This is a genomic window from Xanthomonas sp. NCPPB 1068, from assembly GCF_041479385.2.
Lineage (GTDB): Bacteria > Pseudomonadota > Gammaproteobacteria > Xanthomonadales > Xanthomonadaceae > Xanthomonas > Xanthomonas cannabis.
In genome coordinates, this window is record NZ_CM192986.1 from 2572508 (window position 1) to 2597745 (window position 25238).

Genomic DNA, 25238 nt, shown 5'->3' on the forward strand with positions numbered 1-25238 from the left:
CGGCGTGTCCTGCGATGGTGGGCGGGCAAGGGCCCTGCAGCAAAGGCGCAGATGATCCGCTCTCTGCCTGATCTACCAGTATTGAGCAATCAGGCAGCGACGACTCCATCGTGCGTCTCGCGATCGCTTGGCTATCTTCAAGTCTGTCGAGGGCGCGGCGCCCTCACCGCTCGCGGGACACGCCGTGAATCCGTCCGTGGAGGCTCGATGGCGGCATCCATGCCGCCAACGGTCCCGCAATCGGCGAGGACACCACGCTAGACAGTTGGCTGGTGGTTTTACTGAAGAACGAAGACACCGCGTCGCACGGTTTGCTGGTTGCTCTGCTGAAAGCTCTGCAGACCGACCATCTCGACTGGTCCTTGCCCGCCCACCATCGCGGGACCCTTGGCGGCATGGATGCCGCCAAGGAGCTACATGGATGTACTTGCGGCGTGTCCTGCGATGGTGGGCGGGCAAGGGCCCTGCAACCAAGTTGCAGCTCACGCGCTTTAAAGAGCGGCATCACACCACGCAACGGCTCAAACCAATTCCCCGTTCCCCGTTCCCAATTCCCGATTCCCACCCTGCACCCAGCGCATCCCATGGCAGATAGAATTGCGACATGACTGAATTCATTCCTCCCGGCACGCTCTACCACGCACTGCCTTCGCCGTTTCCGATGAAACGCGGTGGCGTGTTGCATCAGGCACGCGTGGCGTATGAGACCTGGGGCACGCTGGCCGCAGACCGCAGCAACGCCATCCTGATCGTCACCGGCCTGTCGCCGAACGCGCACGCTGCAGCCAACCAGGCCAATCCCGAGCCGGGTTGGTGGGACGCGATGGTCGGGCCGGGCAAGCCGATCGATACCGCCCGCTGGTTCGTGGTGTGCGTCAATTCGCTGGGCAGCTGCAAGGGCTCCACCGGGCCGGCGTCGATCGATCCGGCGACCGGGCAGCCGTATCGGCTGACATTTCCGGACCTGTCGATCGAAGACGTGGCCGATGCAGCCGCCGACGTCGTGCGCGCACTGGGCATCACCCAGCTGGCCTGCCTGATCGGCAACTCGATGGGCGGCATGACGGCGCTGGCATTGTTGCTGCGCCATCCGGGCATTGCACGTAATCACATCAACATCTCCGGCAGCGCGCAGGCGTTGCCGTTTTCCATCGCCATCCGCTCGCTGCAACGCGAAGCGATCCGGCTGGACCCGCACTGGAATGGCGGCAATTACGACGACATGCACTACCCGGAATCGGGCATGCGCATGGCGCGCAAGCTTGGCGTGATCACGTATCGCTCGGCACTGGAGTGGGATGGTCGCTTCGGCCGGGTGCGGCTGGATTCCGAACAGGCCGCTGATGACCCGTTTGGCCTGGAATTCCAGGTGGAAAGTTATCTGGAAGGCCATGCGCGCCGTTTCGTGCGCTTCTTCGACCCCAACTGCTATCTGTATCTGAGCCGCTCGATGGACTGGTTCGACCTGGCCGAGTCCATTGACACGGCCCCGGTCGATGCGACGCGGACCGTCGACACGCACAGCAGCATCGCGTCCGCAGACGTCTCCACCGAGGCCGAAGTGTTGGCCGGCCTGGCCAACATCCGCATTGCGCGTGCGCTGTCGATCGGCGCCAACACCGACATCCTGTTTCCGGTGCAGCAGCAGGAGCAGATTGCCACAGGCCTGCGCGCAGGCGGCGCCGATGCCCGCTTCCTCGGCCTGGATTCACCGCAGGGCCACGATGCCTTCCTGGTGGATTTCGCCCGTTTCGGCCCGGCAGTCCGCGACTTTCTGGACGCCTGCTGATTGCCAGGTCCAGAGCCACTTCCAGAGCCAGAGCACGGCCCACGCAAACCACCAGCAGCGTCCTGCCGCGCCGGCTGCTGGCCGGCCTGTTCGCGGTCGGCATGCTCGGCCTGGTGCTCGCAGACCGGCTACCGGCCGCGATTGCGCTCTGGTACGCGGTAACGAGCATTGCCGCGCTGATCGCCTATCGGCTGGACAAGACCGCCGCCACGCGCGGCCAGCGCCGCACCCCGGAAGCCACCCTGCATGCCATCGCCTTGCTCGGCGGCTGGCCCGGCGCGCTGCTGGCGCAGACGCTGTTCCGGCACAAGACCGTAAAGACCTCGTTCCAGATCGCGTTCTGGGTCAGCGCGCTGGCGAACGCCGCGGCCCTGGCCTGGGCGGTGTATCTGACGAGGTGAGGCGTGTCGTCGACCTGGTCTTGTCGGCGCACGACGCACCGCTCGTCCGACGGCTCACTCCAGCGGTTGCAGCACTCCGCCCCGCATGCGGTAGTGCCGATGCACCACGCCCGCAGGCACGCTGTCGTGGGTGATCATCACCAGGCTGCGCTCACCCAGTACGGCGGCAAGATCGAGCAGCAAGGCATGCGCGGTGTCCACGTCCAGGCCGTCGGTGGGTTCGTCCAGCAGCAGGATCGGGGCATTGCGCAATAGCGCGCGGGCCAGTGCGAGGCGGCGCGCCTGGCCTGCGGAGAGCGTGGCGCCGTTTTCGCCAACCCAGGTGTCCAGGCCATCCTGGGCGGTGACCCAGTCACGCAGACGCACCTGGTCCAGCGCTGCCCACAGTGCGGCATCGTCGGCATCGGCATCGCCGATGGCCAGGTTGTCTCGCACGGTGCCGGCGAACACCGGCGCGTTCTGCGGCAGCCAGGCGATGCGCCGATGCCACTGCGCCTGCGCAAAGGCTTTTAGATCGATGCCGGCATAGCGCACCTGCCCGGCGTGCGGGTCCCACAGGCGCAGCAGCAGGGCCGACAAGGTGCTCTTGCCGCTGCCGCTGTCGCCACTGATGGCGATACGCTCGCCGGGCGCCAGGGTCAGGTCCAGTGCCTGCAGCACCGGACGCACGCCGCCCGGCCACGCGAAGGACACCTGCTGCAGTTGCAGCGTGCCGCTCACCGGCACATCGACGGGCTGTGCAGGGTCGCTGACCGAGGGTGCCTGATCGACGATGGCCTGCAGGCGCCTGGCGGCCACGCGCGCACTCTGCAACGCCTGCAGCGCCAGCCCGGCACCAGCCCAGACTTCCAGCAGCGCCATGGTCAGGAACACCAGCCCTGCCGCCAGTTCGGCCGTGATCAAGCCGCGCTCGGCAGCGTGCAGCGCCAGCCACAGCATGCCGGCCAGCCCGATACCGCCGCACGCCGCATGCAACGCTGTGCCGGCAATCAGGTGCCGGCGCTGCAGGCGGTCGCCCTGCACCACGTCGGCTGCAGCGGCATCGGCCTGCTGCAGCCAGGCGCCCTGCGCATCGATGGCGGCCAGATCGGCCGCGCCCTCGAGCCCTTCGAACGCCTGCGTGCGCAGCACCGTGCGCTGCTGCGCACGCAGCAGCTCGCGTCGTGCGCCGCCACGTGCAACCTGCCACGGCACCAGCCCGCCGATCAGCACGCCGAGCACCAGCAACAGCAGCGCGGCAGGCAGGTAGATCAACGCAGCGGCAACCAGCCCGGCCAGCCAGATGCCGAGCAGTGCGCTCAGCGGGGCAAGCGCACGCACGCTCAGACCGTCCACCTCGCCGATGTCGGACATCAGCCGCGCCAGCAGATCGCCGGTGCGCGTGGCCGACAACCGGCCCGGCGCAAGCGGCAGCGCGCGCCGGAAGAACCACACGCGCAGATCGCGCGCAATGCGCAGCGTCGCATCGTGCCCGATCACCTTTTCGCCGTAGCGCGACACGATGCGGGCAAAGGTCAGCGCGCGGATGCCCGCCGAGGGCGAGAAGAAATTGAAGCCCGCGCCCATGCCGGCCACGCCGGCCAGGGCCGCGGCAGTCAGGAAGCTGCCGGACAGGCCCAGCAGGCCCACCCCCGCAAGCGCGGTGACCAGTACCAGCAGTGCCGACAGCAGCAGGCGCCATGCATGCCGGTGAAACACATCGCGCAGACGATCGTGGCGTGGGTCGCTCATGGCTGCTCCACCGTGACGCTGGCGCCGTGCAGATCGATCACCGTGTCGGCCCAGCGCATCACGGCCGGACTATGCGTGGCCAGCACCACTGCGCGGCCGCGCGCAAACACGCCCAACGTGCGTAGCAGCTCCGCTTCGGTGCCGGGATCGAGAAAGGCGGTGGGCTCGTCCAGCAGCAGCAGGTCCGGCTCGCGCAACAGCAGCCGCGCCAAGGCCACGCGCCGCGCCTCGCCGCCGGACAGGCCGAAGCCGCGTTCGCCGATCACCGTGTCCAGGCCGGCCGGCAGCTGCGCGGCAAACCGCATCACCTGCGCCGCATCGGCCACCGCCAGCAGCCGCGCGTCGCTGGCCTGCGGGTCGGCAAGGCGTAGGTTGTCGGCAATGCTGCCGTGAAACAGGTAGGGCCGCTGGGTGGCGTAGCCCACCCGCGTCCCGGGGCGCAGTACCACGCTGCCCGCCTCCGGCGTCAACCAACCGGCCAGGCCCTCCAGCAAGGTGCTCTTGCCGCTGCCGCTGGCACCGATCAACGCCACGCGCTGGCCGGGCTGCAACGCCAGCGAACACTGCGTCACCACCGCATGCGGCGCGCCCGGCGGGCGCAACGCCAGATCACGCACCTGCAGCAGCGGCGCATGCGCCTGCGCCGGCTCCAGTGGACGTGGCGGCGGCGCGCCGGCAGGCGCCGGCTCGGCGTCAACGCCTTCCAGCAGTCGCTCGGCTTCGGCCACCGCTGCCAGCGCATTGGCGCGGTCGTGGTAATGCGCAGCAAGACGTCGCAGCGGCGCGAAGAATTCCGGTGCCAGCAGCAAGCAGAACATGCCCGCGCCCAGGGACGGCAGCCCATGCAGGTCGAGCATGCCCAGATAGCTCAGGCCGAAGTACAAGGCCACGATCGCCACGCTCACCGACGCGAAGAACTCCAGCACGGTGGACGACAGGAACGCGATACGCAGCACTTTCAGCGAGCGCTCGCGCACGCCCTCGGCGGCGGCGGCAATCCCGCGCAATTCCGCCTGGCCGCGGCCGTACACGCGCAGCAGGCCCAGGCCCTTCAGACGATCGGCGAAATGCCCGCCCATGCGTGCCAGCTCGCCCAGCTGCTCGCGGCCGGCGGCCTCGGCGCCCCAGCCCACCAGCATCATGAACAACGGGATCAACGGCGCGGTCAGCAACAGCACCAGGCCCACCACCCAATCGACTGAAAACACCGCAATCAGGATCAGCGGTGGCACCAGGAGCATCTCGGTCCGCGCCAGCTGATAGCCGACGAAATACCCTTCCAGCGCATCGGTATGTGCCAGGCTCAGTTCGCCGAGCTCGCCGCTACGTTGCCGGCGCAGCCACACCGGCCCGTGCTGCACCAGACGACGCGCGATGTGTGCACGTAGCGCGCGTTTGGCCACATCGGCCACCTCGCCGGTCAGCGCTTGCGCCCAGGCGGTGAGCAGCGCACGGCCGAGCACGGCCACCAGCAGGCCGATGCCCACGTCGCGCAGCTGCGCCACGGCCACGTGCCGCACCAGCACTGCCTGCAGTAACCAGGCAATCGCGGCCGCCTGCGCGAGCAGCAGCACCCCGGACAGCGCCACGGCCACACCGGCCAGCCGCCGCGCACGTGCGGCGGGTGCGGCCAATGCATCCAGCCATTGGCCGCGCTGGCGGCGCTGGGCGGGTGTTTCGCTGGCTCGCACGCTGGGCTGGCTCACATCAGTTCGGTCGAAGACTGCTCACTGCAAGCGATTGTAAGTCGCCACCCGCCACTGCGGGATGGGCATTGTGCCGCAGCTCATCGGGGCCGCATTGATTTGGATCAACGCGCCGGGCGCGGCAGGAGCAGATGATCCGCCGCATCCACTACCGATTCTCAACCAGGCCACCCCGCCATGATCGACTCGACAGTTGTCGAACTGTCGCGGCTGCAGTTCGCAGTCACCGCGATGTACCACTTCATCTTTCCGCCGCTGACCATGGGGCTGTCGTTCCTGCTCGGCATCATGGAAAGCGTCTACGTCATGACCGGCAAGCAGATCTGGCGACGCATGACCATGTTCTGGGGCGTGCTGTTCGGCATCAACTTCGCCATGGGGGTCGGCACCGGCATCGTGATGGAGTTCGAGTTCGGCATGAACTGGTCGTACTACAGCCATTACGTCGGCGACATCTTCGGTGCACCGCTGGCGATCGAAGGGCTGATGGCCTTCTTCCTGGAGGCGACCTTCCTGGGCCTGTTCTTCCTGGGCTGGAACCGCCTGAGCAAGGTGCAGCACCTGATCACCACCTGGCTGGTGGCGCTGGGCAGCAACTTCTCCGCGCTGTGGATCCTGATCGCCAATGGCTGGATGCAGAACCCGGCCGGTGCGGTGTTCAACCCGGACACCATGCGCATGGAAGTGGTCGACTTTGTCGCCGTGCTGTTCAACCCGGTGGCGCAGGCCAAGTTCGTGCACACCGTCAGTGCGGGCTACGTGCTGGGTGCGGTGTTCGTGATGTCGATCAGCGCGTTCTATCTGCTACGCGGCAAGCATGTGGAGATGGCGCGGCGTTCGTTCGCGGTGGCCGCCGCGTTTGGCCTGCTGTCGTCGCTGTCGGTGGTGGTGCTGGGCGATGAAAGCGGTTACGCCGCCAACGAGCACCAGAAGATGAAGCTGGCCGCGATCGAGGCGATGTGGGAAACCGAAGCTGCGCCGGCCGACTTCACTGCGTTCGGCATTCCGAACCAGACCACCCATCGCAACGATTACGCGATCAAGATCCCGTACCTGATGGGCCTGATCGCCACGCGCTCGCTGGATGAGCCGATTCCAGGGATTCTTGAATTGGTGGGCCGTGCCGAGCACCGCATCCGCGGTGGTCAGATCGCCTACGGCGCACTGCAACGCATTCGCGCCGACAAGAACGATGCCGAAGCACGCAAGGTCTTCGATGCGCATTGGCAGGACCTGGGCCACGGCCTGCTGCTCAAGCGCTACCGCGACGACATCGGCAACGCCACGCCCGAGCAGATCGCCCAGGCCGCGATGGACACGGTGCCACGCGTGCTGCCGCTGTTCTGGACCTTCCGCATCATGGCGGCCATCGGCATCTACCTGATCGCCTTCTTCGCCGTGGCGTTCTGGTTTGCATGCAAGCACAACTTCCAGGAAAAACGCTGGTTCCTGACCCTGGCACTGTGGACGTTGCCGCTGCCGTGGATCGCGATCGAATGCGGCTGGTTCGTGGCCGAGTACGGCCGCCAGCCGTGGGCGGTGGAAGGCGTGCTGCCCACGTTCTACGCCGCATCGGGGCTGGATCTGTACGAGATCGTGATGACGCTGGTCGGGTTCACCGCGCTGTACACCACGCTGCTGGTCATCGCGATCAAGCTGTCGTTGAAGACCATCCGCAAGGGACCGGATGCGATGTTCCCGCCGACCCAAGGCACCCCATCGCCGCACAGCGATTCGCCCCACGCGTCCTCACCCAACGCCCCATTGAGCACCGGCGCGCTGGCCGGCGGCGCACCGTAAGCCAGGAGAGACACCATGGATTTCATCTTGCTCGACTACACCACATTGCGCGTGATCTGGTGGCTGTTGCTTGGCGTATTGCTGTCCGGTTACGCGGTGATGGGCGGCTTCGATCTGGGCGTCAGCAGCTTGCTGCCGCTGGTTGCCCGCAACGATGCCGAACGCCGGCTGGTGATCAATACCATCGGCCCGGTCTGGGAGGGCAACCAGGTGTGGCTGATCCTGGGCGGCGGTGCCATCTTCGCCGCGTTCCCGCCCTTGTACGCAGTGAGTTTTTCCGGGTTCTACCTGGCGATGTTCGTGATCCTGTTTGCGCTGATCCTGCGCCCGGTGGGCTTCAAGTTCCGCGGCAAGCTGGTCGGCCAGCGCTGGCGCAACAACTGGGACTGGGCGCTGTTTGTCGGCGGTTTCATCCCGGCGCTGATCATGGGCGTGGCCGTCGGCAATGTGCTGCTGGGGGTGCCGTTCCATTTCGACGACAGCATGCGCACGTACTACACCGGCAACCTGTTCGGCCTGCTGACGCCGTTCGCGTTGCTGGCCGGTGTGCTCAGCGTGGCGATGCTGGTTGCGCATGGCGCGGCCATGTTGGTGCTCAAGACCGATGGCCCGGTGGCCGAGCGTGCGGCGCGTTTTGGCAGCATCGCGGCCCTGATTGCAGTGGGCGTGTTTGCCGCGGCCGGTGCCTGGGTCGCGCTTGGCCTGCCCGGCTATGCGGTGACCTCGGTGCTGGCGACCGACGCGCAGACCAATCCACTGGCCAAGACCGCTGCACTCACCGCCGCCGGCGGCTGGCTGCACAACTACAGCAGCATGCCGGCCACCTTGCTGGCCCCCTTGATCGGGCTGCTCGGGCTCGCCATGAGCGCCGTGCTGTTGCGCGTGCGGCGCGGCGGCCTGGCCTTCATCGCCTCGGGCAGCGCCATCGTGGGCATCGTCTTCACCGTGGGCCTTGCGCTGTTCCCGTTCCTGTTGCCCTCCTCCACTGCACCAAGCGCCAGCCTGACGCTGTGGGATGCCTCCAGCAGCCGGCTCACGTTGTGGATCATGCTGCTGGCCACCACCGTGTTCATGCCGATCATCCTGGCCTACACGACGTGGGTGTATCGCGTGCTCAGGGGCAAGGTCACCGACGACGAACTGTCCGCCAATCCCAATGCGTATTGAGGGCGGCCACCTACCCGACCGACGTCGCCCACCGCGGTGCGGCGTGATTCGGTAGCGGCCCGTTGCGCTTGCACGCGGCGGCTTCGCGCTACGCAGCCGGGCAATGACTAGCCGGTTCGCGGCGCTGGCGCTTCATCTCACTTTCTTGCGGCGACACCAGCGCAATGGCGCCGCCGCGTTCGCCATCCCACTTTCGCAACGATTCGAGGAGCAACATCATGTGGTACTTCGCCTGGATTCTCGGTACCGGCCTGGCGGCACTGGCCGCAGTGCTCAACGGCATGTGGTTCGAAGCACGCGAGCCCGAGCGCATCCAACCGCCGCAGTAAAAATAATTGCGCAAGATGCTTGCCGATTCCGCATTCCCTATGTAACATACGCGGCTCCTTCGGGGTGTAGCTCAGTCTGGTAGAGCGCTACGTTCGGGACGTAGAGGTCGCAGGTTCGAATCCTGTCTCCCCGACCAGTTTCAAAACACAAAACCGGCCTCGTGCCGGTTTTGTGTTTTCAGGCGCCGTCGCACGCATGTGCACGGTGCGGATGGTCTGTCATGTCTGTTGTCACCGCCGCCGCTTCCTCGTCCGCCCAATTGCGTGGTCGCGGCCTGGTGCTGGCTGCCATTTTGTTGTCGGCCTTCAACCTGCGCACTGCGGTGACCTCGCTGACGCCGCTACTCGAGCGCATTGCCGACGAATACGGCTTCGGTGCACCGACGATGGGCGCGCTGGGCATGTTGCCCACCGCTGCCTTTGCATTGACCGGTGTGGCGACCCCCGCGGTGTTGCGTCGCATCGGCTTGCTGCGTACTGCCTTGTTGTCGATGGCGCTGGCAACGCTTGGCATGGTCTTGCGGCCGCTGTTGCCGGGCACCACCGGGCTGCTGCTCGGCTCGCTGGTGGCGCTGGCCGGCATGGGCATGGGCAACGTGGTGCTGCCGCCGTTGGTGAAACGCTATTTCGGCGACCGCGTGGGCCGCGTCAGCACGCTGTACATCACCGTGCTGCAGGTGGGCACCTTGCTGCCGGCGTTGCTGGCGGTGCCGGTGGCCGATGCGCTGGGTTGGCGCAGCTCGATGGTGGTGTGGGTGATGCCGGCCCTGCTGGCATTGGCGGCGTGGGCGCTGGTGCATGCCAGCCAGGGTCGCCTGCGCGCCACCGGCCCGGCGCCGGTCACCCCGACCCCGGAGGCCGAGGGCCGGGTCGCACGCACCGCGCTGGGCTGGAGCATGGCGGTCACCTTCGGCATGACGTCGCTGGTCACCTATTCCATGTTCACCTGGTTGCCCACGCTGCTGCGCGAAGCCGGCGCGTCGCCTGCCTTCGGCGGCACCATGGTGGCGTTGTTCGCGGCGCTGGGCATGGTGGGTGCGCTGACCATGCCGGCGCTGGCGGTGCGCATGCGCAACCCCTTCCCGATCGTGCTGGCGTGCGCGGCCTGCCATCTGGTCGCGTTCGCCGGGCTGTGGTGGGCACCGCTGGCCGCGCCGATCCTGTGGGTGACCCTGCTCGGCCTGGGCCCGAGCACCTTTCCGCTGGCGCTGGTGCTGGTCAACCAGCGCAGCCGCACCGCGGCCGGCTCGGCCGCACTGTCCGGGTTCTCGCAAGGCATGGGCTATGCGATGAGCTGCCTGGGACCGTTTCTGTTCGGCTGGCTGCACGCCCACCGCGGCGGCTGGACCTCCCCGTTCGTGTTCCTGGTGATCTGCATCCTGGTGCAGCTGGCCGCCGCCTGGGTGGCCTGCCGTCCGCAACTGCTGGAAGACAGCTGGGCGCAGCCGGCGCGCGGCGCCCGTGCGGTCAACGCACCGGCAGACTGATGTAGCTGGGCTGCTCGGGGCTCACGTACACCCGTTGCGTGGCCTTCTGATACTCGCCCGGCTTGGCGAAGAAGATATTGGGCACGTAGGTCTGCGGGTTGCGGTCGTAGAGCGGGAACAGGCTGGACTGCACCTGCACCATCACCCGATGGCCCGGCTGGAAGGTGTGGTTGGCAGTCGGCAAACCGAACTGGTACGCCAGCGGCTGGTTGGCCGCCAGTGGCTTGGGCGTGCTGAAGCTCTCGCGGTAGCGGCCGCGGAAGATCGCCAGCGATACCGGCAACTCGTAGCCGCCCATCTTCGGGTCCGATGCCATCTCGTCCGGATACACGTCGATCAGCTTGACCACCCAGTCGCTGTCGCTGCCGCTGGTGGACGCCTGCAGATGCACCTCCGGTGCGCCGGCGATCTGCAGCGGCTCGGTCAAGGGCTCGGTGACGAAGGTCAACACGTCCGGGCGGCCGTCGACAAAGCGCTGGTCGTGCACCAGCCAGGTGGTCCACATGCTGCGGTCGCCAAAATCCACCGGGCGTGGCACGAACGGCACCGGCTTGGCCGGGTCGGAGACGTACTCTTCGAAGCCGGGCTGCCCGGCTGCGGGCGCCTTGAACGACAACTTGCCACCGGCCTGCAGATACAGCGGCCTGCTCGCCGCCGCGCAGCCCTTGGCGCAGCTGCGCGGCCAGGCTTGCAGGCGGTCCCAGTGGTTCTCGCCGGTGTTGTAGATGAACACCGGCGGTGTGCTGGCCTTGGGCGCGCCGTCGACCAGGTACTGGTCGAAGAACGGGCGCAGCACCTCGGAGCGGAACTGCCGCGCGGTATCGCCGTTGAAGTTCAGCGCGCCCAGCGAACCGCCATCGTAGTTCACCTGGCTGTGCCGCCACGGGCCCATCACCAGGTAGTTGAGCGTGTTGCCCTTGTCGCGCGGCTCCATCGCCGCGTAGCTATGAACCGCGCCCCACATGTCTTCCTGATCCCACAGGCCTTGCAGCCACATCGTGGGCACCTTCAGGGGCGTGCGCGCCATCACCTTGTCCAGCGCCTGCTCCTGCCAGAACGCATCGTAGGCGGCGTGTTCGGTGAGCTTGTGCCACCACGGCAACTGCTCGAGGCCGGCAGCCCTGGCGAAGTCGCCGGCCGAGCCGGCACGCAGGAAGTTGCTGTAGTCGTCGTGCCCCTGCCGCGCAATGCCGGTGCCCTTGCCGCGCTGGGTGAGCTGGCCGGTGAAGTAATCGAAGTTCACCTGGCGGAACGCGCCGTAGTTGAACCAGTCGTCGCCCATCCAGCCGTCGATCATCGGGCTTTCCGGCACCGCCACCTTGAGCGCCGGATGCGGGTTGGTCAGCGCCATCACCACGGTGAAACCTTCATAGGACGAGCCAATCATGCCGACCTTGCCGTTGGACTCCTTCACGTTTTTCACCAGCCAGTCGATGGTGTCCCAGGCATCGGTGGCATGGTCCACCTCGCTGGGATTGAGCGCACCGCGCAGCGGCCGGGTCATCACGTAATCGCCTTCGGAGCCGTACTTGCCGCGCACGTCCTGGATCACGCGGATGTAGCCGCCTTCCACGAACACGTCGTCGCCCTGCGCCAGCAGGTCCTTCATATGCGGCGATGCCATGCGCTCGGTGCGCCCGCTGGCGTTGTACGGGGTGCGCGTGAGCACCATCGGCGCGTTGCGCGCGCCCTTGGGCAGCACGATCACCGTATGCAGCTTGACCCCATCGCGCATCGGGATCATCACCTCGCGCTTGATGTAGTCGTTGGCGGCATCGCTGGCCACGAACGGCTTGCCGGTGATGTCCGGCGTCATTGCCGCGGTCTGGGCGAAGACGCTGCCGGTGCTGGCGGCAATGGCGGTGGCGAGCAGGCAGGCGGCAAGGCGGCGCATCGACAACTCCGGAGTGTGCGGGGGGCAATCGTCGACTGTAGGCAGACGCCGGGCTGCCGGGGGAGTGTCAAAGGTCGTGGTTGCGGCGTGCACTGGCCCCGAGTCTCTGTGGCGCCGACTGACTGACGGCCGGGCTGCGCGACCGTCGACTGCCCGCCTGTCCCGAAGTGGTGACGAGCTCCGGACCCTGAACATGCGGCGTGCACGCCAACCGCCGCAAGGCCGGCGCGTTGCAGCGCTCGCACTGCCGGCATCTGCGGTGGCTCTCCGCAGCTCCGCTGCGGCACCGTGTCGCGGGACGTGCGGCCAGCCACCTCCGCGGAGGACTAACCCGCAGTGCGTAACCCCTCGCTGCGCGCAGGGACATACCAACCGGCGCAGACGCGCGCCACGCCAACGGCGCCGCTGAGGGCGTCAGTGCCGCACCTGCCCCTCGCCGCGCACCACGAACCGCTCCACGGTGAGTGCCTCCAAACCCATCGGCCCATACGAATGCAGCCGCGTGGTGGAAATGCCGATCTCCGCGCCCAGGCCGAGTTCGCCGCCATCTGAAAACCGCGAAGAGGCATTGACCATCACCACCGCCGAGCGCAGCGACTGTACGAACTTGTCGGCGTTGGCTGCGTCCTGGGTGGCGATCACCTCGGTATGGTCCGAGCCGTACCGGCGGATATGGGCCAGCGCCGTGTCCAGGTCCGGCACCACGCGGATGGCCAGGATCAGCTCGAGATATTCGGCGGCATAGTCGTCATCGGTGGCCAGCGCGATCTCCGGCAGCAGCGCACGTGTTGCCGCGTCGCCACGCAGTTCGACGTGACGCGCGCGCAGTGCGGCGGCGGCGGCGGGCAGAAAGCGCTCTGCCACCTCCGCGTGCACCAGCAGGGTTTCCAGGGCGTTGCAGGCCGAGGGGCGGCTTGCCTTGCCATCGATCAGCAGGCGCACCGCAAGCTCCACGTTGGCCGACGCATCCACGAACAGATGGCACACGCCCTTGTAATGCTTGATCACCGGCACCCGCGCATGTTCGGCAACAAAACGGATCAGGCCTTCGCCGCCGCGCGGGATCGCCAGGTCGATGATGTCGCTGAGCTGCAGCAACTCCAGCATGGTCTCGCGGCGCAGATCCTGCACCAGCGTCAATGCCGCTTCAGGGATATCGGCCGCGCGCAAGGCACGCTGCAAGGCATGCGCGATGGCGGTGTTGGAGTGGATCGCTTCGGAGCCACCGCGCAGGATCACGCCATTGCCGGCCTTGATGCACAGCGCTGCCGCATCGGCAGTCACATTCGGGCGCGCTTCGTAGATCATCGCGATCACCCCCAGCGGCACGCGCACCTTCTGCACGCGGATGCCGTTGGGGCGCGTGTCATCACGCGTGACCTGGCCGACCGGATCGGGCAATTGCGCGACCTCGCGCAAGGCTGCGGCGATGCCGGCCAGGCGCTTGTCGTCCAGTGCCAGCCGGTCGAGCATGGCCGTACCGGTTCCCTTGGCGCGGGCGGCTTCAAGATCGAGCGCGTTGGCGGCAAGGATCGATGCGGCATCGGCTTCCAGCGCGACAGCCATCGCCTCGAGCAGGTCCTGCTTGGCTTGCGCAGAAAGTTGCGAGAGCACCTGCGCCGCATCACGGCATTGCAGGGCGAGGGATTTGATGGTCATTGTGGAATCGGGAGTAGGGAATCGGGAATGGTAAAAGCACGCGCCATCACTTTACTGCGACAGAATCGGCAGCGGGAAAGTTGGCTGGAAACGCTCTTGCGATTCCCGATTCCCGATTCTCAATTCCCCGCTACAAAAGCACCAAATCATCGCGATGCACCACGTTCTCGCCATAGCTATACCCAAGCACGCTGTCGATCTCGCGCGAATGGCGGCGTGCGATGCGGCGGATATCCACCGCCGAATACTGGCTGACGCCGCGCGCCAGGCAACGCTCGCCATCATGATCGCGCAGACGGATCTCCACCATGTCGCCGCGCCGGAAATCGCCCTCCGCGCCGGCCACCCCGCCCGGCAGCAGCGAGGCGCCCTTGTCGGTCAGCGCGGCGGCGGCACCGGCATCGATCAGGATCGCGCCCGCTTCCACCGGCGCGTGCCGCAGCCAGTACTTGCGCGCGGCGATGCGCGTGCGCGCGGCATGGATACGCGTGCCGCGCAGGCGGTCCTGCGCCAGGCCGCGCACCACCTCGCCACTGCGGCCATTGAACAGATAGGTCTCGATGCCGGCCGCGCCGGCCTTGGCGGCGGCCTCCAGCTTGGTGCGCATGCCGCCGGTACCCACGCTGCTGCCGCTGCCGCCGGCCATGGCCAGCACCTGCGGCGTCAGTTCGGGCACATCGTCCAGGGGCCGCGCCAGCGGATTGCTGCGTGGGTCGGCGCTGTACAGGCCATCGATGTCGGTGGCAATGAACAAGGCATCGGCATCGACCAGCGCGGCCACGATTGCGGCCAGGTTGTCGTTGTCGCCCAGCTTGAGCTCATCCACCGACACGGTGTCGTTTTCGTTGATCACCGGCAACGCGCCCAGCCGCAATAACTCGCCCAGGGTGGCGCGTGCGTTGAGATAGCGGCGGCGGTTACGCAGGTCGTCGTGGGTGAGCAACACCTGCGCTACCGGGCGCTCGAAAAAGCGCTGCCACAGTGCGATCAACTGCGCCTGGCCCAATGCCGCCAGCGCCTGCCGCGCGGCGATCGGCGCGCCGATCTCGGCGGCCTTCGGCAGGATCGCGCGGCCGGCAGCCACGGCGCCCGACGACACGATCACCAGTTCGCGCCCGGCGATCAGATTGGCCGACACGAATTGCGCCAGCCCCAGCGCAAAGCGCGGCGACACCCCCCCGCCATCGGCAGCGAGCAGGCTGCTGCCGACCTTGAGCACCGCGCGCCGCCACGGCGGCAGGGGCTGCTCGATGAAAGGCGAAGGGCGTGCAGGCGTGGTCATGTCGGCGGCGGCTCAGTGCGTGTTCCACTCGTGGACGGTCAGCGTCGATGCGCCGCGCAGCACCAACGGGTCGCTCGCCACGATCTGCTGCGCCTGCGCCAGGCCCTGCACGTTGACCAGCACATACGCACCGCCGCTGCCGTCGCTGAAGCCACCGGTCAGTTCAAGCTGCCCGGCCGCGCGCAGCGCGTCGAGAAATGCGCGATGCGGCGCCACCACATCGGCAGGAAACTGCGGATTGCGCATCGCCAGCACCAGATAACGTGTGGACATCAGCCTGCCTCGCTATCGGCGGCGGGCGTGGGCTCGTTGCGGCCGAACGGCGTGGAAATCACCAGGAACCGCGCTTCCACATCCGCAAGATTGTGCATCTGATGGCTGGAACCCGGTGGCACGTGCAGGCTTTGCCCGGCGCGCAGGACATGCCGCTCGCCGTCCAGCTGCAGCATCACCTCGCCGGACAACACATAGAAAAAATGCCGCGCGCGGCTGTGCCGGTGGCGCAACTCCGCAGCACCCGGCGGCATGTGCTCTTCAAGCACGCTCAGGTTGGGGTCGCGCAACAGGTGCCAGCCGTCGCAGGCCTCGCCCCAGGGGTAATGCTCTGCGCTGTCGGTGCTGATCATGATCATCAGCGCAGCGCCTCCCAACGGGCACGCAGCACATCCAGTTGCAGGTCCGCAGCGGCGCCCGGCGAGACGCGTGCGGCCAGGCTGCCTTCCGGCGTGCGCCCCTGCCCTGCAGTGTCGGACGATTCGGCCGCGGCCTTGTAGGCCTCGCGGAACGGCACACCGGCCACGGCCGCTTCCACCGCCACATCGGTGGCATACATGCCCGAATCGATGGCCGCATGCAGCTTGTCCGGCCGCCATTCCAGATTGGCCAGCAATGCCGGCAGCAGCTCCAGCGCGGCCAGCCCACGGCCGAAGCCATGCACGATGGCGCCCTTGCTGCTCTGCAGGTCGCGGTGATAGCCCGAGGGCAGCGACAGCAGCTGTTCGATCTCCGTGCGCGCGGCCGCCACGCTGGCGTGGGTGGCACGCATCAGTTCGATCACGTCCGGGTTGCGCTTGTTCGGCATGATCGAACTGCCGGTGGTGTACTGCGCCGGCAATGCAACGAAGGCGAACTCGCCGCTGGTGAACAGCGACAGATCCCAGGCAATCCGGCGCAGATCCAGCGTGGCGCTGCCCAAGGCTTCGAGCGCCGCCAGCTCGTATTTGCCGCGCGAGAGCTGGGCGTAGATGGGCGAGACCTGCAGCCGCGCAAACCCCAGCTCGGCGGTGGTATGCGCACGATCCAGCGGCAGGTTCACGCCATAGCCGGCGGCGGTACCGAGTGGATTGCTGTCCACCAGCTGCAAGGTGTCGGTGGCGCGCACTGCGTTGTCGATAAAGGCTTCCGCCCAGCCTGCCCACCACATGCCGGCCGACGACACCACCGCACGCTGGATGTGCGTGTAACCGGGCACCGGCAAGTCGGCCTCGGCTTGGGCACGGTCCAGCGCCACCTTGGCGATCTCCGCGCTAAGCGTCGCCACACGCTGCAGCTTGTCCTTCAACCACAGCCGCGTGGCGACCAGGATCTGATCGTTGCGGCTGCGCCCGGTATGGATCTTGCGGCCGGCATCGCCCAGACGCTCGGTCAGGCGCGCTTCGATGGCCGAATGGCAGTCCTCGTACTGTTCATCGAGCACGAACGCACCGCTGCGGAAGTCGTCGGCCAGCAGATCGAGCTGCTCGCTCAGACCGCCCAGCTCGTGCAGCGACAGGATGCCGATGTGCTGCAGCCCCTGCGCATGCGCCTTGCTGGCAGCGATGTCGTGCAGGAAGAACTCGCGGTCCAGGATGACGTCGTCGCCGGCCAGGAAGCTCTGGATCTTGGCGTCCACCGCCACGCCGGGTTTTTGCCACAACAGATTGGTCATTGGGGGTCCTTTTGCGGGACCGGGGACCCGGAACCCGGAACCCGGAAAGGCAGGAGCATTTGCCCTTGCTTCTCCGGGTCCCGGGTCCCCGGCCCCGGGTCCCGACGATTACAGTGGAATTGCCATCAGCTCGTCCCAGCCCAGCGCCAGGTTGAGGTTCTGCATGGCCTGGGTAGCGGCGCCCTTGAGCAGGTTGTCCAGCGTTGCCACCACCACCACGCGCTTGTTGCCGGGCGCCAACGTGACACCACCGATCTGCACACCGTGCCTGCCGGCGATGCGGCTCACCCACGGCGCCTCATCGACCATCTCGATCAGTGGCTCGTCGGCGTACCGCTGCGCATAGCGCGCCTGGATCTGCTCGCGCTTCAGCGGCTGCTGCAACCACAGATTGACGGTCATGGTGATGCCACGGAAATGCGGCGCCACGTGCGGCATGAACTCCACCGGCACGCCGAGCTGCGCAGACACTTCGCGCTCGTGCATATGGTTGGTCAGCGCATACGGCATCAGGTTGTCCGCCAGCAACGCGGGGTTGTTCTTGTCCGAGGGCGTGGTGCCCGCACCGGAATAGCCGGACACGCCGAAGCACTGCGGTGGACCGGCCAGTTGATCGAGCAACGGCGCGATGGTCAGCTGCATGGCGGTGGCATAGCAGCCCGGGTTGCTGATGCGCTTCTGCCCGGCGTACCTGGCGCGCGTCAGCTCCGGCAGCCCGTAGTACCAGGCCGGATCGAAACGATAATCGGCGGACAGATCGATCAGCAGCGTCTGCGGCCTGGTGGCCTCGATCGCAGCGACGAATGGCTCGGCCTTGCCGTTGGGCAACGCCAGGATCACCACGTCGGCGGCCTTGGCAGCCACCGCATCGGCATCCAGGCTTTCGTAATGCAACTCGCCCTCATAGGACTGGTTATGCTCGGCCACGCGCTGGCCGGCCAGTTCACGCGAGGACACGAACGCAAGTTGCAGATGCGGATGCGCCGCTACCAGCTTGATCAGTTCCGAACCGGTATGCCCGCGGGCGCCGACAATCCCGATCGTTGTCGTTGTTTGAGCAGTCATGCGTTTGCTTCCAGGCGGAACTGCAGGTGGCGTTTCACCCCGGCCCATTCCGTATCGATGATGGAGAACACCACGGTATCGCGCGGCGTGCCGTCGGCGTGGCGGGTGTGATTGCGCAGCACCCCGTCCTGCTTTGCGCCCAGCCGCGCGATCGCGGCGCGCGAGGTGTGATTGAACCAGCTGGTCTCGAACACCACGCTCAGGCAGCCCAGCGTCTCGAACGCATGCTGCAGCAACATCAGCTTGGCTTCGGTGTTGACGCCGCTGCGCTGTACGCGTGGCGCGTACCAGGTGTAGCCGATCGACAGCCGCGGCACGCTGGCATCCAGGGCGTAGTAGCGCGTGCAGCCCACGATCTCGCCGGCGGCATCGCGCACCACGTACGGCAGCGCCGTGCCATCGGCGCGCGCCGCCAGGGCAGCCGCGATGTAGGCGTCCACCTGGGCCGGTGCCGGCACGCCGGTGTACCACAGCTGCGACAACGACCCGTCGCCCAGCGCAGCGCGCATGCCGTCGGCATGGGCTGTCTGCAAGGGCTCAAGCGTGGCGTGCTGCCCACGCAGGACAGGCAGTTGGCTCCACGACGATGGCAACGCAATGGATGTCATCGCACTCAGCCCAGCAAGGTCGGCTGACGCGTCGCGCAATGCGCCACGCAGTGCTGGATCTGCTCGAAATTTTCCAGCCCGTACCAGAACACTTTCCACTTTTCCTGCTTGATGCAGCCGTCGGATTCGGCGTAGTAGAAGATGTTGACCTGGTTGTTGTGACGCGAGCGCCAGAACAGCTGCGGCGTTTCTTCGCGCATCACGTTCCACACCGCGCGGCCCAGGCCCTCGCCTTGCGCATCGTCGAGCACGGCGAACTTGTCCAGGTAGGTCAGCCGGCCGGCACCGAACTGGCCTTCGTCGGTCAGGATCACCGCAGCGCGATAGTTTTCGCTCACATAGGCACGCAGCAGCTTGGTCGTGCTGAAATAGTCCGGTACCAGCGTGCGGCCAAAGCTTGATTCAATCAGCGAGGTCAGCCGCGGCAGATCCAGTTCGTCCCACGAGCTGGCGCGCAGCACGCGCTCGCCACGGCGCACCAGCGTGCCCGAGCCCTTGTGCGTGAACAGCTCCTTGGCCAGGTCCGCCGGCCGGGTGATCGACACCGACGATTCCAGCGGCAGGCGGTCGAGCAAGTCCTTGATCTGCTCGATCTTCACCCGCATGCCGCCATTGATCCACGGCTGCTGCATCAGATGATCGAACTCGGTGGACAGGTTGATCGAATCGATCAGCTTGCCATCGGCATCCAGCAGGCCACCGGTGCCGGTGAGGAAGATGATCTTGTACGGCTGCAGCTCCTGCACCAGTTCGTTGGCAGCGAAATCCGCATTGACGTTGAGGATCTGCCCGCTGGGCGTTTCGCCCAGGCTGGTGATCACCGGGATGGAGCCAGCCTGCAGGCTGGCCTCGATCGGCGCCAGATTGACCGCCTTGACCTCGCCGACCAGGCCATACGTATCGCGATCCAGATACTGCGCCTCGAACACACCACCGGTGATCGACGTCGCACGCGCGCCGTTCTGCTGCAGCGCCTCCACCAGCTTGAGATTGGACGCCTGGAACACCTTGCGCACGATCGCCAGCGCTTCCGGCGAGGTCACCCGCAGGCCGTTGACGGTCTGTTTTTCGATGCCTGCCGCCGACAGCTCGGCATCCAGCTGCGGGCCCGCACCGTGCAGGACGATCGGCGTCAGCCCTACCTCCTGCAGGAACGACAGCGACGAGGTCAGTGCGTCCAGGTCGTCGCGCAGCACGGCGCCGCCCACCTTGACCACTGCAAAGCGCTTGGCATCCAGCTGCGAAAAACGCTTGAGGTACTGGCTGATTTCCTTGGCGCTGGCCATGCTCGAAAGCAGGCGCACGATGGTCTGGCGGGTCTGTTTGTGGGGCTGTGCGGAGAGGGACATTGCCGTGATCGAAAGAGGAAGGGATGCGCCAGGCGCGGAAGGCGGTTACAGGGAACCGTTGATGATGCGGTGCACCGACTCGGCGTAACGCTGCAGTTGCTCCAGGGTGACGAACTCATCGGCGGTGTGCGCCTGTGCGATATCGCCCGGGCCGTAGACCAGCGCGGTGTAGCCGCCTGCCGAAAACAGCGAGGCCTCGGTCCAGAAGTCCACCGCATTGCCGATCGGCAGGTCCAGCGCATCGGCCACGTCGCGCGCGGCCAGGCGACGTTCTTCTGCACGCGCGATGTCGCCTGAGGGCAGGCTCGGGCCGCGAAAGGTTTCTTCGAAATGCGCTGCTGCCGGATCGGCAAACCCGGCGAAGGTCGCCAGCAGGCCATCCACGTCCATCGATGGCAACGGGCGGAAACCAAACCGCAGCTCAGCCGCCGGCGCAATCATGTTGGCCTTGATGCCGCCATCGACACGGCCGATGTTGAAGCGCAATCCGGTCAATCCGCCGAAGCGTGCATGCGCCAGCGACTCGACATGATCCAGCGCCTTGCCGCCCCAGCGCATCGCCTGGTGCAAGGCGCTTGCAGAAGGGTCCTGCTTGCCCGATGCATGCCCGGCGCGGCCGGCAAACCGCATCAGCACCGAGCTGATGCCGCGGTGTGCCAGCACCGCTTCGCTCATGGTGGGCTCGGCCACCAGCACCGCTTCGAAGACCGGGACCCGGGACCCGGGACCCGGGACCACGGGGTGGGCGGCCAGAAACGCCGCGATACAGCGCGGGTCGTTGGCTTCTTCGTCGGACGAGAACAGAAACGCCGCGTCGCCATTGCCGGCATTGGCCGCCGCCACCAAGGCCGCTGCCGCGCCCTTGATGTCGCACACGCCCAGCCCGATCACGCGGTCGTCGGTGCGCCGCATCACGTGCGGGTCGGCAGTCCAGTGCGGCGAATCCGGCACGGTGTCCAGATGCACATTGAACAGGTACTTCGGCGTGCCGCGTACCGCATACAGGCTCACGGCCCCGTCGCCGTGGTCGATCACCTCGACCTCGAACCCCGGCAACTGCGCGCGCAGGTACTCGAAGACGCCACCGGTGGTGATCGCACGCGGCGGGTTGCGGGTGTCGAAGGACACCAGCTGTTGCAGATGCGTCAGTGTGTTGTCGAGCAGTGTGGTCATTGATCGCGTCTTGATTGCGTCGGGTCGCGTGTGATTGGTCTTTTTTGAGTGCGTCGGGCAGCGTGGGTCGATCGTTCCAACGCCCATCCAGCCCTTCCCCCGCCTGCGGGGGAAGGTGCCCGGCAGGGCGGATGGGGGCATGCGGCAGGCCGCCCTCATCCGGCGCTATGCGCCACCTTCTCCCGCATGCGGGAGAAGCAACGTCGTCTGCGGAGCGATTGCCTCAGCGGTTCACCTGCGCATACAACGTGGAGCTCATCCCGAACAACTTGATGAAGCCTTCGGCTTCTTCCACACCCCAGTCGGCCGATTGCGCATACGTCGCGCCCTTGGTGTTGAGCAGGTGCGGCGAACGCACCGCCACCGCATCGACGCGGCCACCGCGGGTTTCCAGCGTGACTTCGCCGTTGACCTTGGCCTGCGAGGACTTCAGGAATGCCTCGATGTCGGTCTTGAGCGGGTCGTGGTAGAAACCTTCGTACACCAGCTCCACCCACTTGCGCGCCACGTCCGGCTTGAAGCGGTTCTGCTGCTTGGTCAGCACTGCATCTTCCAGCGCACGGTGCGCGGTGAGCAGCGAAATCAGACCCGGCGCCTCGAACACGATGCGGCCCTTCAGGCCGATCACGGTGTCGCCGGTGTAGACGCCGCGGCCCACGCCGTATTGCGCGAACAAGGTGTTGAGCTTGGCCAGGATCTTCGCACCCGGCAGCGGCTTGCCATCGAGCTCGACGGCCTCGCCCTCGACGAACTTCAGCGTCACCGTCAGTGCCTCGGTCGGCCACGCGCTGCGCGGCGCGCACCAGCCACGTGCACCCTCGCCCGGCGCTTCCCAACGGTCGATCTCGCCGCCGGACATGGTCAGGCCCAGCAGGTTCTCGTTGATGGTGTAGGCCTGCTGCTTGGCACGCACGCCGAAGCCGCGCGCTTCCAGGTACTTCTGCTCGTAGGCACGCGTCTGCGTGTGTTCCTTCTGGATTTCACGGATCGGCGCGACGATCTGGTAATCGCCCAGTGCCTTCACCGCCAGGTCGAAACGCACCTGATCGTTGCCCATGCCGGTGCAGCCGTGCGCAATGATGCGCGTACCCAGTTCTTCGGCGCGCTTGAGCGCGGCATCCACGATCAGGTAACGGTCCGACACCAGCAACGGATACTGGCCCTGGTAGCCCTCACCCGCCCACACGAACGGCTTGACGAAGCCTTCCCAGATCGCCGGACCGCCATCGACGGTGACATGGCTGGCGGCGCCCAGTTCGGCGGCACGCTTCTCGATGAACTCACGCTCTTCGGCATCCACCCCACCGGTGTCGGCGAACACGGTATGCACCGCATAGCCGCGTTCCTGCAGATACGGAATGCAGAAGCTGGTGTCGAGACCACCGGAGAAAGCGAGGACGATATCTTTGCTGCTCATGACGAAGATCCTGGGGGAAAAAATTGGAAGAAGTTAGGCGGCAACCACGATGCTGGGTTCGCAGCGCACCGGGAAGTTGACCGAACGGGCGATGAAACAGGCTGCGTGCGCACCATGGTGTAGCGCCTCTGCGGCCACCGGATCACCGGCAGAAATCGTCACGACCGGACGCAGCACCACCTCGCTGAACTGGCCGCGGCCCGCGTCGGTCAGCATCGTGCCGCTGGCCTCATCGATGTAACCGCGTACCACCACGCCGGCTTCGGCAGCCAGATGCAGGTACCACAGCATGTGGCAGGCCGACAGCGAGGCCACCAGCAGATCCTCAGGGTTGTGCCGCGAGGCGTCGCCACGGAACGCTGGGTCGGACGAACCGGCCAGCGTCGGCTTGCCGGCGATGGCAATCTCGTGCTCGCGGCCGTAACCGCGGTAGCTGCCGGTGCCCTCGCCGCGATCGCCGGTCCAGGTGATCTGCGCGGTGTAGTGATGGGCTTGGCCGCTCATGCCCCGCCCTGGCCCACCAGGGCAGCCATGATCGCCTTCTGCACATGCAGGCGATTTTCGGCTTCATCGATGGCGATGCAGTTGGGCGAATCCATCACCGCGTCGGTGGCCTTGACGTTGCGACGCAGCGGCAGGCAATGCGAGAACACGCCGTTGTTGGTCAGCGCCATCTTGCGTTCGTCGACGATGAAGTGCTGGTACTGGTCGCGGATCGGCTTTTCCGGCTCCCAGTTGCCGAAGAACGGCAGCGCGCCCCAGCTCTTGGCATACACCACATCGGCGCCGGCATAGGCGCTGTCGATGTCATGGCTCACCTGCAGCGAACCGCCGCTTTCGGCCACGTTCTGCGCCGCCCAGTCCATGTAGCGCTGGTCCAGGATGTAGTCCGGCGTCGGGCACAGCAGGGTCACGTCCATGCCCATGCGGGTGGCGATCGTCAGCGCGGAATTGGCTACCGCGGTGTTGAGCGGCTTGGGGTGGTAGGTCCAGGTCAGCACGTACTTCTTGCCGCGCAGATCCTGCGTGCCGAAATGCTCCTGCAGCGCCAGCGCATGCGCCAGCTCCTGGCATGGGTGGGTGATGGTCTCCATGTTGATCACCGGCACCGGCGAATACTTGGCAAAGCTCTTGAGCACCTGGTCCTCGCGGTCCTTGGACCAGTCGACGAACTTCGGAAACGCGCGCACGCCGATCAGGTCGACATAGCGTCCCAGCACGCGCGCCACTTCGGCGATGTGCTCCTCCGTATCCCCGTCCATCACCGTGCCCAGGTTGAATTCGATCGGCCACGCATCCTTGCCCGGCTGCAGCACCACCGCATGCCCACCCAGCTGGAACGCGCCCAGCTCGAAACTGGTGCGGGTGCGCATCGACGGGTTGAAGAACACCAGCGCGATCGACTTGCCCTTCAGCTCGCTTCCCAGCTTGTTGCGTTTGAACAGCGCGGCCTGGGTCAACAGCGCGTCCAGGTCGGCGCGGCTCCAGTCCTGGGTGTTCAAGAAGTGCTTCAGTGACATCGATCGATCCTTTGCTGCGTGCTGCTGCTGCGTGGTCCGCCAGGAGCGACGGGGTGCGCGACATGCGCGTTTCTTGCGGTTGAAACTTTCGTGACGCCAAAACGAAAAAACCCAGCCTGCGGGCTGGGTTCTCAACGACGGACAGCAAAACGCCCCGGTTACCCAGCGAAAATGTGGGATTCCGGTCGGCGGGCACGCGAGGTCATGCCGGAGGCCATCCGGGCGGCGCTGGTGTCGTGCTGAAAGGGGTTTGCTTGCATAGGGCGCGAATCCTCGCATGCATGCGGGCACGGCGCAACCGCTATGCGTCTCATCGCGGCGGCGCGACGATGGCATCGGGAATGTACGGGGTCACCGAGACCCGGATGCGCAGCCGGTTGCCCGGATCTTCCGGTAACCGCGAGCGGTATTTGGTGCCCTTGTAGACGTAATCCACGTCGAAGGCGATCGGGCGCCGGAACTCGCGCGGCACTTCCACCACCTTGCAATTACGGCGCGTGCTGGTCGGCGGCACCGCCGCTGGCGCCGCCGGCTCGGGACGCCGCGAGAACATTTCCTTGACCGAGTCGACCATGCGGTTGATGCGCCCCTCGTCCTCGGCCGGCGTGGCCGCCACCTGGGCCGCCTGCTCGGACTCGCACTGTTCTTCGATGCGGGTGGCGCGCAAGGTCTGGTAGACCGGCTCCACATTGAGCACCTGCGCGTAGTCCAGCTTCACGTTCTCGATCACCACGACCCGGTTCTTGGGGTCCGGCTCTGCCGCGTGCACCGAGGTTGCCTGCCAGGCCAGGACACACAGCAGCATGAAGAACGGAGAAGGTCGCATCAGTACCAGGAAGGCGCAGCCGGGCAATACGTAAGTGTATGGAGCTTGCGATCTCCGGGGCTGAACGCAGCCCATCCGGTTACCGGTGTCACGGTGCCGGTTCGCCAT

Annotated in this window: 22 protein-coding genes and 1 tRNA gene; 7 read left to right on the top strand and 16 right to left on the bottom strand. The window is 66.5% G+C overall.

Features of this window, described 5'->3' with window-relative positions; translation table 11 throughout:
- Window positions 1-604 precede the first annotated feature (604 nt).
- Both metX and ACCQ12_RS10990 read left to right on the top strand, forming a co-directional pair.
- On the top strand, window positions 605-1789 hold the full coding sequence (gene metX / locus ACCQ12_RS10985; RefSeq protein ID WP_166751090.1) for a homoserine O-acetyltransferase MetX: 1185 nt from the start codon (window positions 605-607) through the stop codon (window positions 1787-1789).
- Window positions 1790-1890: 101 nt separating this feature from the next.
- Window positions 1891-2190: a DUF1294 domain-containing protein gene (locus ACCQ12_RS10990; protein WP_372381706.1), complete on the top strand. Its 300-nt coding sequence runs from the start codon at window positions 1891-1893 to the stop codon at window positions 2188-2190.
- A 54-nt stretch (window positions 2191-2244) separates the two neighbouring features.
- On the opposite strand, the gene cydC is transcribed toward ACCQ12_RS10990, so the two are convergent.
- The gene (gene cydC / locus ACCQ12_RS10995) at window positions 2245-3921 is read right to left on the bottom strand and encodes a thiol reductant ABC exporter subunit CydC (protein ID WP_372381707.1); all 1677 of its coding nucleotides are present in this window, start codon (window positions 3919-3921) and stop codon (window positions 2245-2247) included.
- Window positions 3918-5627 (bottom strand): thiol reductant ABC exporter subunit CydD, encoded by a 1710-nt coding sequence (gene cydD / locus ACCQ12_RS11000; RefSeq protein WP_372381708.1) that lies wholly within the window; start codon window positions 5625-5627, stop codon window positions 3918-3920. The genes cydC and cydD overlap by 4 nt, the downstream gene beginning before the upstream one ends.
- A 177-nt stretch (window positions 5628-5804) precedes the next feature.
- Between cydD and ACCQ12_RS11005 the strand changes: the two genes are divergently transcribed.
- From ACCQ12_RS11005 to ACCQ12_RS11025, 5 genes are all read left to right on the top strand, one after another.
- A complete protein-coding gene (locus ACCQ12_RS11005; protein WP_166744406.1) occupies window positions 5805-7427 on the top strand; it encodes a cytochrome ubiquinol oxidase subunit I in 1623 nt (540 codons plus the stop codon).
- A 15-nt stretch (window positions 7428-7442) separates the two neighbouring features.
- Entirely contained in the window at window positions 7443-8594 is a 1152-nt protein-coding gene (gene cydB, locus ACCQ12_RS11010; RefSeq protein WP_372381709.1) for a cytochrome d ubiquinol oxidase subunit II, read from the top strand.
- A 218-nt stretch (window positions 8595-8812) separates the two neighbouring features.
- Window positions 8813-8923 (top strand): cytochrome bd-I oxidase subunit CydX, encoded by a 111-nt coding sequence (gene cydX / locus ACCQ12_RS11015; protein WP_047696850.1) that lies wholly within the window; start codon window positions 8813-8815, stop codon window positions 8921-8923.
- 60 nt (window positions 8924-8983) lie between these two features.
- Window positions 8984-9060, top strand: a tRNA-Pro gene (locus tag ACCQ12_RS11020).
- A 123-nt stretch (window positions 9061-9183) separates the two neighbouring features.
- The gene (locus ACCQ12_RS11025) at window positions 9184-10410 is read left to right on the top strand and encodes a CynX/NimT family MFS transporter (protein ID WP_372383601.1); all 1227 of its coding nucleotides are present in this window, start codon (window positions 9184-9186) and stop codon (window positions 10408-10410) included.
- Here ACCQ12_RS11025 and ACCQ12_RS11030 read toward each other — a convergent pair.
- From ACCQ12_RS11030 to ACCQ12_RS11095, 14 genes are all read right to left on the bottom strand, one after another.
- A complete protein-coding gene (locus ACCQ12_RS11030; protein ID WP_166748712.1) occupies window positions 10391-12304 on the bottom strand; it encodes a CocE/NonD family hydrolase in 1914 nt (637 codons plus the stop codon). The two genes, ACCQ12_RS11025 and ACCQ12_RS11030, sit on opposite strands and share 20 nt — an antisense overlap.
- A gap of 414 nt (window positions 12305-12718) precedes the next feature.
- Window positions 12719-13963 (bottom strand): glutamate-5-semialdehyde dehydrogenase, encoded by a 1245-nt coding sequence (locus ACCQ12_RS11035; protein ID WP_372381710.1) that lies wholly within the window; start codon window positions 13961-13963, stop codon window positions 12719-12721.
- Window positions 13964-14093: 130 nt separating this feature from the next.
- Window positions 14094-15245 (bottom strand): glutamate 5-kinase, encoded by a 1152-nt coding sequence (gene proB / locus ACCQ12_RS11040; RefSeq protein WP_372381711.1) that lies wholly within the window; start codon window positions 15243-15245, stop codon window positions 14094-14096.
- A gap of 12 nt (window positions 15246-15257) precedes the next feature.
- The gene (locus tag ACCQ12_RS11045) at window positions 15258-15518 is read right to left on the bottom strand and encodes a YciI family protein (protein WP_184375006.1); all 261 of its coding nucleotides are present in this window, start codon (window positions 15516-15518) and stop codon (window positions 15258-15260) included.
- Window positions 15518-15877: a cupin domain-containing protein gene (locus tag ACCQ12_RS11050; protein WP_372381712.1), complete on the bottom strand. Its 360-nt coding sequence runs from the start codon at window positions 15875-15877 to the stop codon at window positions 15518-15520. The genes ACCQ12_RS11045 and ACCQ12_RS11050 overlap by 1 nt, the downstream gene beginning before the upstream one ends.
- The gene (locus tag ACCQ12_RS11055) at window positions 15877-17172 is read right to left on the bottom strand and encodes an argininosuccinate lyase (protein ID WP_372381713.1); all 1296 of its coding nucleotides are present in this window, start codon (window positions 17170-17172) and stop codon (window positions 15877-15879) included. Before ACCQ12_RS11055 ends, ACCQ12_RS11050 begins: the two co-directional genes overlap by 1 nt.
- Before the next feature lie 108 nt (window positions 17173-17280).
- Window positions 17281-18237 carry an N-acetyl-gamma-glutamyl-phosphate reductase gene (gene argC, locus ACCQ12_RS11060; RefSeq protein ID WP_372381714.1) on the bottom strand — a complete coding sequence of 319 codons (957 nt, stop codon included), beginning with the start codon at window positions 18235-18237 and terminating at the stop codon, window positions 17281-17283.
- The gene (locus ACCQ12_RS11065) at window positions 18234-18845 is read right to left on the bottom strand and encodes a GNAT family N-acetyltransferase (RefSeq protein ID WP_184440325.1); all 612 of its coding nucleotides are present in this window, start codon (window positions 18843-18845) and stop codon (window positions 18234-18236) included. Before ACCQ12_RS11065 ends, argC begins: the two co-directional genes overlap by 4 nt.
- 5 nt (window positions 18846-18850) lie before the next feature.
- Window positions 18851-20194 carry an acetylglutamate kinase gene (locus ACCQ12_RS11070; RefSeq protein ID WP_039414245.1) on the bottom strand — a complete coding sequence of 448 codons (1344 nt, stop codon included), beginning with the start codon at window positions 20192-20194 and terminating at the stop codon, window positions 18851-18853.
- A gap of 45 nt (window positions 20195-20239) precedes the next feature.
- Complete coding sequence (locus ACCQ12_RS11075) at window positions 20240-21367, bottom strand: acetylornithine deacetylase (RefSeq protein ID WP_372381715.1); 1128 nt, start codon at window positions 21365-21367, stop codon at window positions 20240-20242.
- A 223-nt stretch (window positions 21368-21590) separates the two neighbouring features.
- On the bottom strand, window positions 21591-22784 hold the full coding sequence (locus ACCQ12_RS11080; RefSeq protein ID WP_166751099.1) for an argininosuccinate synthase: 1194 nt from the start codon (window positions 22782-22784) through the stop codon (window positions 21591-21593).
- Between the two features lie 33 nt (window positions 22785-22817).
- Window positions 22818-23288: an OsmC family protein gene (locus ACCQ12_RS11085; RefSeq protein WP_372381716.1), complete on the bottom strand. Its 471-nt coding sequence runs from the start codon at window positions 23286-23288 to the stop codon at window positions 22818-22820.
- The gene (locus ACCQ12_RS11090) at window positions 23285-24304 is read right to left on the bottom strand and encodes an N-acetylornithine carbamoyltransferase (protein ID WP_372381717.1); all 1020 of its coding nucleotides are present in this window, start codon (window positions 24302-24304) and stop codon (window positions 23285-23287) included. Before ACCQ12_RS11090 ends, ACCQ12_RS11085 begins: the two co-directional genes overlap by 4 nt.
- Before the next feature lie 310 nt (window positions 24305-24614).
- The gene (locus tag ACCQ12_RS11095; protein WP_047694959.1) at window positions 24615-25109 is read right to left on the bottom strand and encodes a hypothetical protein; all 495 of its coding nucleotides are present in this window, start codon (window positions 25107-25109) and stop codon (window positions 24615-24617) included.
- Between the last annotated feature and the right edge of the window lie 129 nt (window positions 25110-25238).